General features: G+C 30.4%; 15 protein-coding genes. 1 reads left to right on the top strand and 14 read right to left on the bottom strand.

Annotated features, from left to right (window positions below; translation table 11 throughout):
* Window positions 1-46: 46 nt before the first annotated feature.
* The 14 genes from ACIQ2J_RS00680 to ACIQ2J_RS00615 form a co-directional block, all read right to left on the bottom strand.
* The gene (locus ACIQ2J_RS00680; RefSeq protein ID WP_396165474.1) at window positions 47-535 is read right to left on the bottom strand and encodes a hypothetical protein; all 489 of its coding nucleotides are present in this window, start codon (window positions 533-535) and stop codon (window positions 47-49) included.
* A gap of 6 nt (window positions 536-541) precedes the next feature.
* Entirely contained in the window at window positions 542-760 is a 219-nt protein-coding gene (locus ACIQ2J_RS00675) for a hypothetical protein (RefSeq protein ID WP_396165472.1), read from the bottom strand.
* A complete protein-coding gene (locus ACIQ2J_RS00670; RefSeq protein ID WP_396165470.1) occupies window positions 753-2033 on the bottom strand; it encodes a hypothetical protein in 1281 nt (426 codons plus the stop codon). Before ACIQ2J_RS00670 ends, ACIQ2J_RS00675 begins: the two co-directional genes overlap by 8 nt.
* A gap of 21 nt (window positions 2034-2054) precedes the next feature.
* On the bottom strand, window positions 2055-2321 hold the full coding sequence (locus ACIQ2J_RS00665; protein ID WP_396165468.1) for a hypothetical protein: 267 nt from the start codon (window positions 2319-2321) through the stop codon (window positions 2055-2057).
* A gap of 44 nt (window positions 2322-2365) precedes the next feature.
* The gene (locus tag ACIQ2J_RS00660; protein WP_396165466.1) at window positions 2366-3706 is read right to left on the bottom strand and encodes a hypothetical protein; all 1341 of its coding nucleotides are present in this window, start codon (window positions 3704-3706) and stop codon (window positions 2366-2368) included.
* Between the two features lie 9 nt (window positions 3707-3715).
* Complete coding sequence (locus ACIQ2J_RS00655; RefSeq protein ID WP_396165464.1) at window positions 3716-3952, bottom strand: hypothetical protein; 237 nt, start codon at window positions 3950-3952, stop codon at window positions 3716-3718.
* Between the two features lie 15 nt (window positions 3953-3967).
* On the bottom strand, window positions 3968-4960 hold the full coding sequence (locus tag ACIQ2J_RS00650; RefSeq protein ID WP_396165462.1) for a hypothetical protein: 993 nt from the start codon (window positions 4958-4960) through the stop codon (window positions 3968-3970).
* A 10-nt stretch (window positions 4961-4970) separates the two neighbouring features.
* Window positions 4971-5924 carry a DUF6175 family protein gene (locus ACIQ2J_RS00645; RefSeq protein ID WP_396165460.1) on the bottom strand — a complete coding sequence of 318 codons (954 nt, stop codon included), beginning with the start codon at window positions 5922-5924 and terminating at the stop codon, window positions 4971-4973.
* Between the two features lies 1 nt (window position 5925).
* Entirely contained in the window at window positions 5926-6399 is a 474-nt protein-coding gene (locus ACIQ2J_RS00640) for a hypothetical protein (RefSeq protein WP_396165458.1), read from the bottom strand.
* Window positions 6400-6497: 98 nt separating this feature from the next.
* Complete coding sequence (locus ACIQ2J_RS00635; protein ID WP_396165456.1) at window positions 6498-9527, bottom strand: sensor histidine kinase; 3030 nt, start codon at window positions 9525-9527, stop codon at window positions 6498-6500.
* Window positions 9505-10260 carry a LytR/AlgR family response regulator transcription factor gene (locus ACIQ2J_RS00630; protein ID WP_396165454.1) on the bottom strand — a complete coding sequence of 252 codons (756 nt, stop codon included), beginning with the start codon at window positions 10258-10260 and terminating at the stop codon, window positions 9505-9507. Before ACIQ2J_RS00630 ends, ACIQ2J_RS00635 begins: the two co-directional genes overlap by 23 nt.
* Window positions 10261-10489: 229 nt before the next feature.
* The gene (locus ACIQ2J_RS00625; RefSeq protein WP_396165452.1) at window positions 10490-11827 is read right to left on the bottom strand and encodes a DUF5689 domain-containing protein; all 1338 of its coding nucleotides are present in this window, start codon (window positions 11825-11827) and stop codon (window positions 10490-10492) included.
* A gap of 4 nt (window positions 11828-11831) precedes the next feature.
* Window positions 11832-12446: a choice-of-anchor J domain-containing protein gene (locus ACIQ2J_RS00620; RefSeq protein WP_396165449.1), complete on the bottom strand. Its 615-nt coding sequence runs from the start codon at window positions 12444-12446 to the stop codon at window positions 11832-11834.
* 9 nt (window positions 12447-12455) lie between these two features.
* Window positions 12456-15287 (bottom strand): carboxypeptidase-like regulatory domain-containing protein, encoded by a 2832-nt coding sequence (locus tag ACIQ2J_RS00615; protein WP_396165447.1) that lies wholly within the window; start codon window positions 15285-15287, stop codon window positions 12456-12458.
* Window positions 15288-15426: 139 nt separating this feature from the next.
* Here ACIQ2J_RS00615 and ACIQ2J_RS00610 point away from each other — a divergent pair, with 139 nt between their 5' ends.
* Complete coding sequence (locus ACIQ2J_RS00610; protein ID WP_396165444.1) at window positions 15427-16536, top strand: endonuclease/exonuclease/phosphatase family protein; 1110 nt, start codon at window positions 15427-15429, stop codon at window positions 16534-16536.
* Window positions 16537-16561 lie beyond the last annotated feature (25 nt).

Raw genomic sequence — 16561 nt, 5'->3', positions numbered from 1 at the left:
ATTTAAATAATTTTATAGTAATCTGGGACAATAAAATAAATGTTAATCATTCATTTTTCAATTCTTTAAAATAAATAAAAAGAACCCTTTTCCCATCTTCTATTTCAAAGTTTGTGAGTAATTCCATGGCTCTAACAAATCCAATTGAGTTTTCTTTTATGGTTTCAATTGTTTCTACAGTTGATTTTGACTCGGTAGCTCCTTTTTGCTTTTCTTCTGTGGTTTTAATAACCAAATCAGATGAAATAGTGGAACCATTAAAAAATGTATTTGCCTGAGATTGCCCTTTTACCTGTGCTACTCTCATCATAATGCTTTGACTGGTATATTTTGCTTTTTCTAAAGAAATAACTGATATGAAATATTTATTATCATAATCTTCTACAACTTTAACTCCTTCAAATGGAGCATTAGTGTACATCCTTTTTAAAAAATTTGTCATTGAAGTTTTGTCTTCATTATATCCTTGTGCATAGGAATGAAAAGAAATATTTAGAAATAAAATAAAGACAATTAATTTAGAAATTGATTTCATACAGTTTTAAGATTTAAAAAATTCTTCGACTATTTCGTTAATCTCTTCTACTTCTACTAATGTAAATTCTACACCTGTTATCTGTATCGTATTTTTAATAAAAATATCTTTTGAATCATATATTAATTTTTCTAAAATTTCATCATCAGAATTTCGATTCCAAATATCTCTAAATAAAATTTCATAATCATTCCAAAAACTATTAAATACATCAATGTTATTCATTTTTTTTTTGATTTACTGGTTCAATTTTATATTTTGTGATTTTACCTAATTGTTCAATAGTTAATCTATTGTTCAATCCAAATTTATACTCTGTTTTTAAAGCATCTTTAAAATCAATTATTAAAATATGTTTAGCATATTCACTTTCATGGCTATCATCAATTGAGCTTGGAAGCATTGATATATCTTTATTTGTAATATTTTTAATACTGCTCTGTATACTATACAACAAAGATCTTTGTTCTTGTTCTAGATGGCTTTTATAAACACCACTTGAGAACTCCAAATTGCCAATGGGTATTATATTAAAAATTGGATAATTTATATCCATAAAATTATCATTATTGGGATTTGATTGAAATTTATTTGTGGTATTAAAATCATTCCTTTGAGAATAGGTAGTCTTAGTTTTTAAAGAGCTAAGAATTTCTAATGCACTATAATTTCTAATTCCATTTGATATTTGAAAATTAAGTGATTTTACAGGAATAATTTTAGTAAATAAATTCTGGAGTAGTGTAAAAGAATGTTCACTTCTTAAGTAATAAGCGTTACTTTCTTTGCCTAACATTATTGCTTTAACATCTAAACCTTGTTTTTTAATATCAGATGCTTCATCCTCGGTTAAAGAAATTTCTTGTATTGTTTTATATAAAAGTTTTTCAACGTTAAGAATATTTTTATTTGCCTTGCAAGTAACTAACATCGGAACTATCCATAGATCATCTGGATCACGTCCTGAAGTTTTATTATATTTTATTGGTTCAGAAACATCAATACTAAAGTCGAAAATTTTATTTGATGCGTTACTTATTATTTCACATAAATTTTCAATAACATGTTCTTCATTTTTTTTATTTAATTCACGAATCTTAACATTTGAATTAAATAAATTACCATTAAATTCAACTTCTATCCCTTTATTTTTACAAAAAGTGTTTAGTTTATTTAAAGAAACAATTGCTTTTATAACACTATTATAATATCCATTTGGCATTTGAGTTTCTGAAATTATATCATATTTTTTTATATTTCCACTTGAAATCGAAGATATTTCATCTTTCATCAGCTCATCATTTAATACACTTGTATTTGATGAAATAAAAGTACCAAACGCTCCCTCAATAGCATTTCTTAAACCATTCATTTTTGCATCTTCTTTTGTTTTGCCTTCACCTATAACTGTTAATGAAATCTCGTTCTGTTTTTCTTTTTGCCCATAAACAATTAAGTTGCAAATAGAAAATATAGTAATAATCAATATTTTTTTCATATTAATTCTGGTTTTTAAAATTTATAGTATTTTTCTAATTTGTTGTTCTGTGAAATTAATTGTAGAGAAATTTTCAAGAAAAACTGCTCTATTTAGTTCATTAATTAGTAATCTTAACTCATTTTCTTGTTCATCAGTCAAACAATTGTTTTGGATTAATCTTATTAAAAGATTATCTAAACTGGCAGAAATCATCCTAACACTTTCGACAATTGTTACGTGACCATACAATTCAATAGTTAAATTTTCTAGTTTGTCTTTTAAGATTAATATTAGCTTTTCACACATGTTCTGTAATTATTTAAGAATTTATATTTTTTAATCTTGTCAAATTATTTATGTTTTACTTCTAATTTATTTAATTCTTTTATTTCATCTAAATTAAACAAAGGACTGCAATACGCAAAACCAATAATAGTATCTGGTTTTATATGTTGTATAATAATTGAATTTTCGTTTAGTATATTAACATAAGAAACAGGAGCATACATATCACGCCTTTTTCTAAAATCTTTATTATCATACGAAATGAATTTATCAACTAATTTATTGTACCCCATTTCATTTAAATTTATTAAGCTTATTGGAGAAAATAGAACTTTCCAATTTTTTGCATTTATTTTATTAGATGTTTGGTTGTGAATAATGTAATTAAATGCCTCACTATTAATAAAACGATTAATTCTATTTAATATGTCTTTAATATTAGTTCTAAAATATGCTTGGTTTAGATCATAATTACCCTTTTCAAATCCATTAGCTAAAATAGCATAACGGTTACTTTTGTAAAAATTATCATAATCACGAGTATTCGCTTCGTTTAATTCTTCCCAAACAATTCCATCATAGACATCCTGTGATAATTTATCTTGGCTATTATCTTCTAATATTACATTATTATAAAATGTATATTTCCCAGCATAATTTTTTTTATTTATTAATATATCGAAAGGGTAATAAGAAATATTTAATTTCTTACAATCCTCTAATTCTGATTTACTCATAGCCAAACCCAATAAAGTTTTTTCTAATAATTTACAATACTCATCCCAATTCTTATTTATTGAAACATTTATCTTTATTGGCAAACAATATTGTTTTTTGTTTTCTTCAAATTCGAAATATCTTCTTTCATATGAATTATAAGGGTTTTTTATCTTATATGGTTCAAAAGATACTATAGAATAATCAAACATTTTAGGAGCAATATTTATAGCAATTGAGACTAATTCATCCAATGTTTTAGCTTCGTTAGAGGCGGAAAGTTGTTTTTGAATTATATTAAAAGCAAATAGTGAACCTTTTATTTCAATTTGCATTCCTTTGCTTTCACAAAAACTGGTTAATTTAGAAATAGAAACTGTTGCTTTTAGAGTTGAAGTATAACCCAAATTATCAGGTAATTCTGCTTCTGAAATAATTTCATACTTTTGAATATTGCCATTGCTAACAGATATAATTTCATCCTTAATCAAATTGTCATTAACGATTTCTGTGTGAGATGAAATAAACGCTCCAAAAGCTTGTTCAATAGCATTGCGTAATGCACTTTGTTTTGCTTGGTCTTGAGTTTTTCCTTGACCGGATACAATCAATGTAACGGTTTTGTTATCACCTGCTTTTGCATAGGTGAAAAAAGATAGCAATAATAGTATATAAATAATTTTTCTCATTGTTGATTTTTAATTAATGTTTGACTCTTGAATTTCAGAAGGGCCATTTGTGTTTTGACACAGCTGTATTTTTGCTAATAAATCCTTATGCGATTTAGCTAGTAGCGTAGTTATTTCTGTAATAAAATTGTCATATTCATCTTGGTCTGAAACTTCGTTTAAGCTTTCAATTTGTTCTGACAATTGATTTTGATAAGTACTTAACACGTTTTTGATGCAGTCTTTTTTTTGTTGTAGTGTTTTCATATTTTATTATTTTATTTAATACCAATAAATATTTCTATAAATAACTGCTGGTTGGTTTTTAGCATATTCCACTGCAATTTGGCGGTAGGCATTGATTCTTTCTTTTTCTAAAGCAGCTTGTAGTTTTGCGTTTTCTGCATCAATTTTTTGTTGGCGTTTTTCGTATTCTTCTTGTTTTCTTACTCTTTCTTTTTCATCTGCAATTAGTTTGGAATTAATGCTTTTGAGTAGTTTAGAAGCATCAGGAATACATTTCGATTTGGGGTTAATTTGTTTTATAAATTCGGTAGCTTCATTTGCTCCTTCTTGATTTGGGTTTGCAGCCCAAGTTGTTATAGCTTTATCTAACAGTTTTTTGCCTTCACTATTAATTTTTAAGTCGTAGACAATGCTCATTTCATTTAAGCATTTAAAATAACAATCTTTACAAATATCTGGTACTAACGCTAAATTGTATAAAGCTTCATTATAGGCTTCTTGCCCTTTTAAAGCTTCCGCTTTGTTAATTATAAAATCACATTGTGTTGCATAGTAAGAAACAATTTTTGTTTTTGCTTCTTCTAAAAAAGCTTTGAGGTCTTTACTTTGAACATTAATCTGTTTTATAGCATCTATAAAAGCTTTGTTCTCATTTGTACCAACTCCTTTTGAAGTAATTATGGTATTAGCAAAAACTTTATTTTCAATGGCATCACCTACAAATAATGTTATGTCCATATTTTGAGCAATCATTTGTGGAGGACCAGCAACAATGTCTTTGGTTGTAATTGAAACAGATGCTGTTAAGATAAAACGAGGATTAGCGGCAGTTCCTGCCATACCGTATTTACTAGCAATTTGTTTTAATTTTATTTCTAATTGGTTTTTTGCTTCAAGCGGAATTTTTAGATCATTACTTACATATGTATTTAATGCAATTCTACCGAAATCATCTAATTTAATAACTTCTTGAGCGTTACTATTTGTTATATGTAAAGCAATTAATATCGTAAACAATAATTTTTTCATAATTCGATTTTTATTTTTCTCCAAGAACTAATATTGCTTCTCCTAATCCTCTTGTCATCAATTTGACTTCAAAGTTAAATGGTGATGCTTTCAAATATTTTTGTAATGCTTTAGTGAATTCTCTTGCATCTATAGATTGATTTTCTGTATTATAAAGAGGGATTCTCACTTGTTCAAAACGGATTTCATCTTCAGTAGCATCCGACATATTAAATCTATCTTGCACTGTATTTTTGTGCATCCATTTATTAATATAGTCTGTAATCTCTTCTCCATCTATTTCTGTTTCTAAAGTTTTATCCCAAGAATTCCAACGTTTAATAGTAATTAAAATTTCTCTTCCATTGGCAAACATGTCATCAAAATGGTTTTGCAACTGCGCTTTAAAAGGCTCAATATGATTTAAGATTGCCTTTTCTAATATTACTGGAACTATATCGGTACTATTAGGTTCGCTAAATCCTGATGATGCCGCTATTTGTTTACTAGTGTATGCGTCAATGGCTTCAATATCAAAAGCAATAATTTTTCCAGAACTAGATGGATTTACTTTCCACCAAATTTTTATAATAATATCTGCTTTTGCTTTTTTTCGAAGTTTATCATATTGGCTTTCTGCTATATAGGAACCAGTTGATTTATTGGTAGTCATATTGTCTTCGGCAGCCCTAGATTCAATATTACTTAGTTCATCCTCCGCTTTTTTTAAGGGAAAATCTTTTGCAAGAAGACCACCAATTTTAGAAATTACTTGTCCAATCTCAGTATCCTCTTGGAAAGCTTGTTTGTAATTTGGAACTTTTTGTTTTGTTCCTTGGTTATCAAATTCAGTCATGAAATAACGTTGTGTGCACCAGTTATCACTAGGAAGAATGATTAATGTTGGTTTTTTTGCTTGCGCATGAGTGTTAAATGAATTTACGCAAAAGCAAATAATAGCTAAAAGGGTTATATTTTTTTTCATTTTAAAATCCAGTATTTAGTGATTTAATTATTTTTTGTTCTTCAAGATATTTTTTTAATGCATCTCTAGAAATAGCTACTTGAAATACTTTCCAGTTTTTTTCGCCAATGACTTCAGGCAATGTTGTTTCGGTTGAGGAACTTCTTGTGTATAGTACCCATATGCCATTTTTGCTAAAAAACTCTTTTTCAATTTTTTGAAAATTTTCAATATCATCTGATTTTTTCAATAAAGGTTCTTGTGTAGTACAGCCTTTACTTCCTGAAATTCCTGAAAATAATAGTGCATGAACAGCATCTTTTCTTGATTGTTCTGGTTTGTAGGATTTCCCAGCTTTAGTATCCCAAATCTTTATAGTGATATACCCATCGGATTGTATTGAAACACATTCGGTTTGATAAGTAGTACTAATTCTTGTAAATGACATTAGTATAATTAGTGTTATAACTAGAAATGATAAATGTTTATTTTTCATTTTTGATTTAGTTTGTAAGATTAACCCCAAAACTAAATCAAATAAAACAATTCAAATCCATGAATTAGTTAGCGTAGTAATTTGGCAAGTAAGCGTAATTAATTATCTAATTCTAACTTTAGGATAATGATAGTTCCTTGGTTTGGAGTGGAACTAATAGTGATAGGTTCTGTCGCATTGTGTTGCAATAAACCCAAGCGTTCTTTTACCAATGCTATGCCTTTGGAAGCATGAAGGAGGTTTAGGTTTTCTTTGGAGATTCCTTTTCCATTGTCTTTAATTTCACAAAGTAATAGGGTGTCTTTTATTTGAAAAGTGACCTCTAAAGTTGGGTTTTTTGAATATGAATCGAAAGCATGTACAAATACATTTTCTATAAAGGGCTGTAATAGCATTGGGGAAATTTTTATAGCGTAAGTGTCTATTTCTTCAGCTATATTAAGACGGAATGCAATAGCTACCTTAAATCGCATGTTTTCTAATTGGATGTAGGTTTTTAAATAGTGTATTTCTTTCTCAAGGCTAATTCGGGGTTGGGATGAATTGTCTAATGTTTGTCGGATTAATTTAGAAAATTCAGACATATAACTCAAGGCTTCATCTACATTGTTTTTTATGATAAAATTCTGAATCGAATTCATTGCATTGAATATAAAATGCGGATTCATTTGGCTTTGCAGAGCTTCCATTTTAGTTTCAGACAAACGTCTTTGAACTTCACTTTTATTATGCTCTTGTTGCGCAATGTATTGAATCCTTTTTTTATAACTTATAAAACCTAGGATTAGAGTTATTAGGATGCAGCTAATACTGAACCACCACGTTTTCCAGAAGGGTGGTGTAATAATTATGGTAAGTGTTTTGGTTTGAAACTGTACTCCAGTACCAGTGTTTTTGCCTGTAATAAGTAGTTGGAATTTTCCATTTGGAATTCCCCTTAATTGAATTTTATTAGCACTATCAAAGTTACTCCAATAATCAGCTAGCCCTACAATTTTATACCGAAATACATTTTTACCTGCATTTAGTAGATTGTAATTATTGAATATCAGTTCTACATCATTTTGATCATAATCTAGTTTTAGTTTATTTGGAATGTAATTTCCCCAAATATAATCGGTAGTATTGTTGCGGTAATTTGTCCCGTTTACTTTGATGTTGGTTATTGTAATAGACGTCGGTGTGTTTTCTTTCGCAAGTAATTCTTTTACCTTTAAAAAAAGCAAACTGTTGCTAGTTGCAATGTATAAATCGCCATTTTTATCTTTGTTACAATCTATAAATTGTATGTCGTTAATTCCTTCTGACTGGTTGATGAGTTTTATGAATTTATGATCTTTGATAATATTTATGCCCTTATTGGTTCCGATAAAATAACACCCATTAGATTGTTCTATAAATGAAATAGAGGTTCCGTAGAGGTCTTTAATTGGTTGGTAACTGTGAAGAATTTGTAATTTTTGGTTTGCCCATTTGCAAATGTAAACCCTGCCACTGTTGGTGCCAATAACTAACTCTCCTTTATCATTAATACTAATGTCTTTAATACATTTTTCATCAAATTGCTTATGAAGGTTTAACGAATAAAACGTATCCCTCTCATAAAGAAAGACACCGCTAGAATAGGAGGCATACCATAATTTTTCACCATCTCTAACAATTTTGATAATATCCGTTGGTATGTTTTCATCTTTAATGGATAGCTGTAAATAATTTAATTTATCAAATTTTTTAGGAATTAAATAAATGTCGGTATACATTCGCCCATAGATGAGTTGGTCTTTTGCGTCAAAAGCAATGTGTCCTCCATCGGTAAAATTAAAATAGCGAAGGGTGTAATTTTTGTCGAAACAGAATATTCCAAAGGTGGAGGTTACCCAAATATATCCTTCCCTATCGGAAACAATATTAAAACAGGTAAAACTATTCCTTTTTCTATAGCGATTATAGTATTCTATGGTAAGGGGAGCAAGTCCGTAATGCTGGAAATAGGTATCGATTTTATTCCAAAGTTGTTTGGAATTAAATTTAGTAAAGCTTAAATCTTTATGTAAGATGATGATGTTGTCTCTAGCTCCAATCCAAGTATTATTTAAAGAATCGTTGAAAAAACATTGAATTTCAAGGTTTTTTAATCCAAAAAAATTAGGCTCCAAGGTCATTTTTTGCCTACTTAAATCTACTATAAAAATTCCTTTATCAATAGAGCCAACCCATAGTTGCTTGGTTTGTTTGTCATAATACAAACACCATAAACCAGTGGAGGTTATATTGGCTCGTTGGGTAATATCGGTTAACTGATTATTGTAAAATTGAAACAAGCCCCCGCTTGGGTCGGTTACATTCCAAGTAGCTGCATATATAGTATTTGTGTCGTCTTTGGCATAATCCCAAATAACGGGGCAAGGATAACTTTTTTCAGTAGTAGTATTTAAATTTTTTATATTAAATTGCCCAATACCTCCGTAAAAACCCTTATTAAAATAAAAAGCAGAGTAAGTTGCAACTGGTTTAAATTCCAACTTTAAACTTGCCTTTTGGATATTTTTATTGAAACAGATGCGATATGCATTATCGAATGAAGTAGTTATTAGAATTTTATCATCCACCTCTGTTATTCCAACTACTTGAAATTGGGTATTATCTTTTTTTGTTTTTTTAAGAAAAGATTTAAAGTGTTTACCATCAAAAAGACTTAGTCCGTTTTCGGTTCCTAAAATTAAACAATTATGTTTTTTAGAATAGACAATTTTTCGGATGCAGTTATTAATTAACCCGTCCTTTTTATCGTAGTAGGTGAACTTTTTTCCATCAAATTTGGCAAGTCCATTTCCGTAAATAGATAACCATAAGTTGTTTTCATTATCTTCGGCAATAGCCCAAACCTCACTATATTTTAATCCGTTGGTTTCGTTGTATATCTTATAATTTGTTCCATCAAAGCAACACAATCCTGCTTCGGTTCCTATCCACATCAATCCTCGGCTATCCTTAAAAAAACATTTTATTCCATTGCTTGGCAAACCATGATTTATAGTAATGTTCTTACTTGGAATGTTTTGAGCAATTGCTGTAGTAATAATAAATAGTACAACAAAAAGAAAACTATTTTTTTTGGGTAATATCATGAATGAAGTCTTCTTTTTTTCGGACCGAAACAGGTAACGATTCGCCATTGGTTAATTCTACAAAATAATCATTTGTTTTATTAAATCGCTTTATGTAGTTTTTGTTCACTAAGTAACTTCTATGAATTCTATTAAAAATAGTAGTAGGTAAAAGTTCTTCAACCGCTTTTAGGGTTTTGGAGAGTGTAATTATGTTTCCTTCTAAAAGTACAACTTTGGTATAATTGCTTTCGGCTTCACAATATAGAATAGAGTTTACCTTTACAAATTCAAACCCTTTGTCTGTAGGGAAAGCTATTTTATGGTACTCCGAACTTCCAAAACCTATGTTCTCTATAAGTAATAATAATCGATCTTGTTGGGAAGCTTTATTTAGCTTGTTTTCGTATTTTTTTACTGATTCTAACAAATCAAGGTGTCCAATGGGTTTTAAAAGATAATCTAAAGCACTTGCTTTTACAGCTTGGATTCCAAACTCGGAATGTGCTGTTGTGAATATCACTTCAAAATTTATATTTTTTAAGGATTTTAATAACTCAAAGCCATTTTTATTAGGCATTTGAATATCTAAGAAAACCAACTCAGGATTGAAATTTTCAATTGCTATTTCTGCAGCATCTACGCTTTCGCATTTTTCTAGTACTAAAAATTTCCCCGGGAAATACCGCAGCAAAAGTTGTTCTAAAAACTCTCGAGCATTATACTCATCATCAACTATAATGGTTTTTATCATAGGATAAAAGTACACAATTGAAATTAATTAAATTGTAATGAATTAGTAAACGTACTTATAGGATTAGTAAACGTTAGTTTTTTGAATATAATTGGTTTAATTTTTCAATAAATCCAATCGTATTTTTTAGTTTTTCATCACAATAAAGGTGTTTGTTAATTTATAAAAAACATAAAAAGGGCTTCCAATATTAGAAGCCCTTTTTTATAATCGAATAAAGTAATTAGTACTAGTTAATTACAATAGTATCAATATTACAATTAGTAGTTTGTAAACTAGAACCAGCTATGTTACTTCCGGTATATTCAAAAACGAAATAACCATTTCCTTGAACAGTTGTTGGAATAGTGTAAGTTCCTGCAGATGTGAAAGACGTAGTACTAGCTGTTGGAAAAGTAAAGCTAGATGAAATTTCATATAAGGTTGCATTGGAAAGTTTTTCTCCAGGAACATAATTAGTTGTTCTGTAAACTTTTAAACCAAAAGCAGTACTAAAGAAATCAGCATCAACTTGAAATGTCAAAGCATTAGCGGCTGTGAAATCTACTGGAACAATAAAATAGGATTTATTGCTTTCTTGTGCGCCACCATAAGCAGACATTTGTATACATTTACTTCCGTTTACCGATTTAACAATCCAATCTTTAGTTCCAGAAGTCGCAAAATTTAAATAGTTTGCAAAACCTTTTTGGTTTACAGCAGCACTTTCAAAATTTTCTGATAAACTTCCAACGTGAGTATAACTTCTCGCACCAGTTAATTTAACATCATTTTGATGTCTTACAACAAACTGAAAATCGGCACCATATTTTGTCATTACACCTCTAATTTTACCTCTTCCGGATGGGACATTTTGGTAAGCAAAAAGAGCATATTTACTAACTCTAAAATATCTTGTGGTACCTCCAGTGATATCAATAATATTGTGGTTAGTTGCGCCTCCACCTGAATCAACATCAAAATAAGTGCGAGCTAATGAACCATCAGCAAATTGTACATTATCAACTTCAATTAATGTATTCAAGTTTGCATTAGTTGCAGCAGTTGTTAATGAAACTGTTCTTGCCATATTGTTTTCCGAAACTTTAGTAGCCGAAGGGAAAAGGTAGTTTTGCCATTCGTTTTCCGAAATTCTACCGATGGATCCATTGTATAACGTTCCTATTTTTAGGGAACCATCCACTACAGCGGTATACAAACCTTTTAGTTTTATGTAAGCTTTTCTTCCTGGCGTAAATCCTTTAGCATAAGAAGAAAAATTAGCACTTACACTTAAGCCAACAGCTTGCGATGTGTTAGTTGCAATGTCTTGAAAGCAAATTGTGTTATAAAAAGAACCTGTTTCATCTGAAGAGGTAACATAAGCTTCAATTACATCATCTGCAGTATAAGCAACTGGTAAAGAAGTGTTGTTAAAGGTTACAATTTGCTGAACTGTTTTGGTTGCAGTAAGTTCATAAGTAACAATACCAGTATCGGTGTTGTCCATATTGGTGTCATCTTCTACACAACTTGTAAAACTAAATACAAGCGCAAGGATGGCTACTGAGGAGATTATTTTTTTCATAGTTTTAGTAATAAAGTCTTATGTTATCAATTTGATAGGTTGCGTCTAGTGCCGTGTTAGTTCCAGAACCTTTAACTTTAAATGCAAAGTATAGAGTTCCGTTGTATTTTGATAAATCAACTTCTCCAGAATTTACATATTCGTAAAAATCATTACTTGGTGTTGGAGTAGTAACAGGCAAACTCAACCAGTTGGATTGGTTAAAGTTGGCTATGTTTCCATCATAATCGGTTGAAACCATTAACTCTAAAGAATTATCTACAGAAGTTAAATAAGCATGAGCTGCTTGAAAAACTAATTTTTCACCATCTTGTTTATTCATATCAAATCCTGGGGAAATTAGCCAAGCAATATTAGAGGCTTGACTTGATCCATAGGAAGTAAATTCAGCATAACCATTTCCTGAGTACACTTCTTCGGTGAATTTTTTAGTTCCTACTTGAGCAAAATTAGTCCAGCCAGTAGTATTCAATATTGTCCCGTCGGTATTGTCTGTAAAGTTTTCTACAAATAATGTAGTTTTAACTCTTGCGTTTTCAACATCGTTATCACTCGTACAATTTGTTAAAGTTGTAAGACCTGCAATAACTAAAAACGTATATAATGCTGTTTTTTTCATGTTTTTAAATTAAAAGTTAATGTATAAGTTTAAGAAATAAGTTCTTCCAAAACCATAAAAATATTTAGGTCCAAAGGAAGGTGTATGCGATACATACTGATTAGTTGTAGTGTCAATATGTCCTGAGTCTTGATTCAACTGTCGGAAACTTGAGTTTCTTGCTTGTTCAAAACCTCCTGTTTTATAGGTTACATCAAATACATTATTAACACTTGCAAAGAAGCCAAAAGTTTGATCGCCTACTTTCCAAGATTTTCCTCCCGTTAAATTAATTAGTGTGAAAGGGTCAAATTTTTCTTGTTTTAACAATGCATCCACTCTTTCTTGAGTTGCTTCATAAAAAGGAGTTGAACCATTCCCAAAAGATTGGTCAACTAAAAACGCTTGTGTTCTTAAAATTGGCGCAACATCAATATAACTATTTCCTAAATAATTTGCATTTGCACCAATCCACCAATATTTTGGATCTCTATATTCAATTCCTACTGCAGCAGCAGTTTGTGGCATTCCAGGTTGTTTGTAATTTTTCAAGTTAGCAACACCATAATCTCTTACTGGAAAAGTATTGGTTGCACTAGCTTGGCTATCAATATTTAATTGAACTGTTGGGTTGCTATCATAAGTATATTCTCCATAAGAACCTGCAAATGTTGCTTTAATGGTTTTAGTAACTTGGTATTCTAATCCAATTTCTAAACCAAGGTTTTTCTTGTTTAAACCGTTAATTGTTTCTGCAACAAAGGAACTGTCTAAATTAGTAGCGTCTCCATCGTCAATTGCGTCTGCAAAGAAAAATGAAGTTTCTGTTGATCCAGTTATATAAGAATAAAATCCTGTAATTCTAGCTTTTAAGTTTGGCGTTTTAATGATGTAACTTGCATCTAAACTTGCAATGGTTTCACTTTTTAATGAAGGGAATACATTGTTGTTGATTCTAGCATTAGGAAAGGTATTTTTCATACTTGGAGCTTTAGTAGCATAATAACCATTAAAGTCAATAAAATTTCTACCAGTTATTTTGTAAGTTAAACCTCCTTTAAAACCGAAGTTATCAAATTCCACTTTATTACTTTTTCCAAATGAATTAGTTGGGTAATATCCATTTTTATACAATCCATCTCTTTGATAATCTGTTCGAGTATAGCTTTGCGCTACATAAAAATCAACTTTTTTATAAGTAAATTTAAATTGTGTAAATGCGTCTAAAGTAGTAGCTAATAGTTTGTAATTGTATCCAAATTTATCTCCTTCTCCAACAGTTCTGTTAGGATTGTTTAAGTCGGTTTGTTGTTGGCTACCAGCTCCAAAAGTATCAATATCTAAAAAGTAGTTACCACCTAATAAATCTAATAAATTTTGAAAATTATGAGAATTTAACTTTTTGAAATTCACACTTGCATTCACAATAATATTATCGGCTAATTGCGAAGATAAAATAGAGTTGGCAGTGAAAAGTTTGTCGTCAGTTCTATCTTCATACAAAGTATAATAGCTATTTCCATTAGTACTATTTCTATTGATGTCGTACAATTCATTCCAGTTTAACTGTCTGTTTGTAAGGAATTTCGCTTGTTTAGATTCTGTAATATTTAATGGGCTATTTCCAATATAAACCCCATTATCGTCAAATAGGGTAGTGTAGTAACTTGGTAAACTTCTATAATAAGTTGGATCTGGATTGTCTTGACCTTGATAATCTAAACGACTATTTCCAATAGAACCAGTTTGATAAGCAACATTAGTATTTAAATTAGTTTTAGGAGTAATTTTCCAGTAATGGCTTAACATATTGATAGGCTCTACTAGATTTTTAACTCTTGAATTTCTTTGTTCTCCATCTTGATAACCCCAATAGGAATTATATTTTATACCTGCAATATCGGTAACCTCTTGTGTGTTTGGCGAATTTTTACCTCTATAATTTTGTGCATAAATAGAAGTAAAATTTAACGAATGGTGCTCATTAATTTTTTTCTCAACACTAGCAAACAAAGAGTTTGCAGAGTAGTCTGTTCCTTCAAAATAGCCTTCTTGTGCCCATCTTCTTGAAGCTGAAACCACAAATGCCCATCCTTTAGAATTGATTCCCGAAACATGAGTTCCCATTGTTCTCCAATTGTAATTGGTATTAGTTCCAGAAAATGAAATTCTAGAACCTTTTCTATAAATAGAAGCTCTTGTATTGATTTCTTGTGTTCCAAGTATTCCACCGAAAGTATAATCAGAAGCGGCAGAACCCATTGTGAACTCCTGGTTACGTGTGGCATCGTTTAATCCACCCCAGTTTCCCCATTGAGGTCTTCCATCATAAATTTTATTCATCGAAATACCGTTCAGCATCGTAGTACCATATTCATTATCTAAACCACGAATTCTAAATCTTGCTTGCCCCCAATTGAAAGCTGCAGCTTGTTGAAAAGCATCTCTAGACGCTTGTAATAATCCCGAGGTACTCTCGGAACCACTATTGTCATCACCAAGATCATTATCGGTAATGGTAATTAAACTTAATTGTTGTTCTTGGGTAATGTCTTCTTCTAAAACAACTACCCCTAAATCTAAGATTTTTCCATTTGTAACTTCTACGGACAATAATAAATCTTTAAATCCCGTGCTTTTCACAACCAACAATTGGCTTCCTACAGCAACAGAATTAAAAATAAATTTACCTTCGACATCTGTAATTTGAGTTAAATTACTGTTTTGTAACGATGCGACAACATTTTGTAATGGTTTTTGTGTCTTTGAATCTACCACTTTCCCAGAGAAACCAGTTCCCGTTTGTGCAAAAACAAAACAAACTTGCATCATAAATAACAAACTAATGACATGCTTTTTCATAAATTGATTTAAATTAATTTTTCGTATTACTGAAATGTTAATAAAAACTTAACAGCCTGCAAATGTACATTATTTTAATAAAAATACTACTTTTGGTGCAAAGTTTGTAAAAACTTGATATTAAAATAATATACAACCTATGAAAATTAAAAACCTAATTCTTCTTTTCCTTACTTTAATAGCAATAACTAAGATTAATGCACAAACAAAAAGCTATATTGTGCACACAGTAGCTTTTTATAATTTTGAGAATTTGTTTGACACCATCAATAATGCAAATATTGATGAAGAATGGCTGCCTGACGGTGCTCAAAACTGGACGTCCAATAAATACCACCAAAAACTAGAAAATTTATCCAGAGTACTTACTGAAATAGGAACTACCGATAATCCAAAAGCCCCAGTATTAATTGCAGGCTGCGAAATTGAAAATCGTGGCGTTCTTGAAGATTTAGTAAAACAACCAAAAATGCTCCTCAATGATTATGGTATTGTGCATTTTGACTCTCCAGATAAAAGAGGTATTGATGTGGCGTTGTTATACCAAAAAAAACATTTTAAAGTAACTAGTTCTATAAATGTTCCTCTGATTATTTATAGAAAACAGCTAGATGCTACAGCAAAAAGAAAGCACGAAACCGACGATGCTTCAGATGACAAATCCGAAGTTGAACTTACTTCCGAAAGGGTATACACCCGCGACCAATTATTAGTTACTGGTTTTCTAGACGGCGAAGAAATTAATATAATTGTAAACCATTGGCCTTCTCGTTCAGGTGGTGAGAAGAGAAGTTCTCCTTTTCGTGAAGCCGCCGGAGCTTTAAATAGAAAAATCATTGATTCCTTAGTAAAAATTAACCCAAATGCTAAAATTCTTACTATGGGCGACTTGAACGACGGGTCTTACAACCGAAGCGTTAAAGTTGGCATTGGAGCTAAGCTTAAAAAAACCGAATTAAAAGAAGCAGGCGACATCTACAACCCATTTGAACAAATGGCAAAAGAAGGAAATGCCTCTTTGTTTTATAGAGATGCCGGAGATATATTCGATCAAATCATGGTTTCCCAACAATTTGTTAATCCAGATTATTCCTCTTTTAGATATTGGAAAGCCGGAATTTACAACAAACCCTATATGATACAAACCACCGGGCAGTATAAAGGCTATCCGCTGCGACACTCCATTAATGAGGTGGGTTTTAGCGACCACTTTCCGGTATATATCTACCTTATAAAACAAACAAAATAAAAAATATTTTAAAGGTTAGTGCAAG

Source organism: Flavobacterium sp., from assembly GCF_044357305.1.
Classification (GTDB): Bacteria; Bacteroidota; Bacteroidia; order Flavobacteriales; family Flavobacteriaceae; genus Flavobacterium.
The sequence above is the reverse complement of the archived record's forward strand: the minus strand, read 5'-3'. Positions and strand labels throughout refer to the sequence as shown.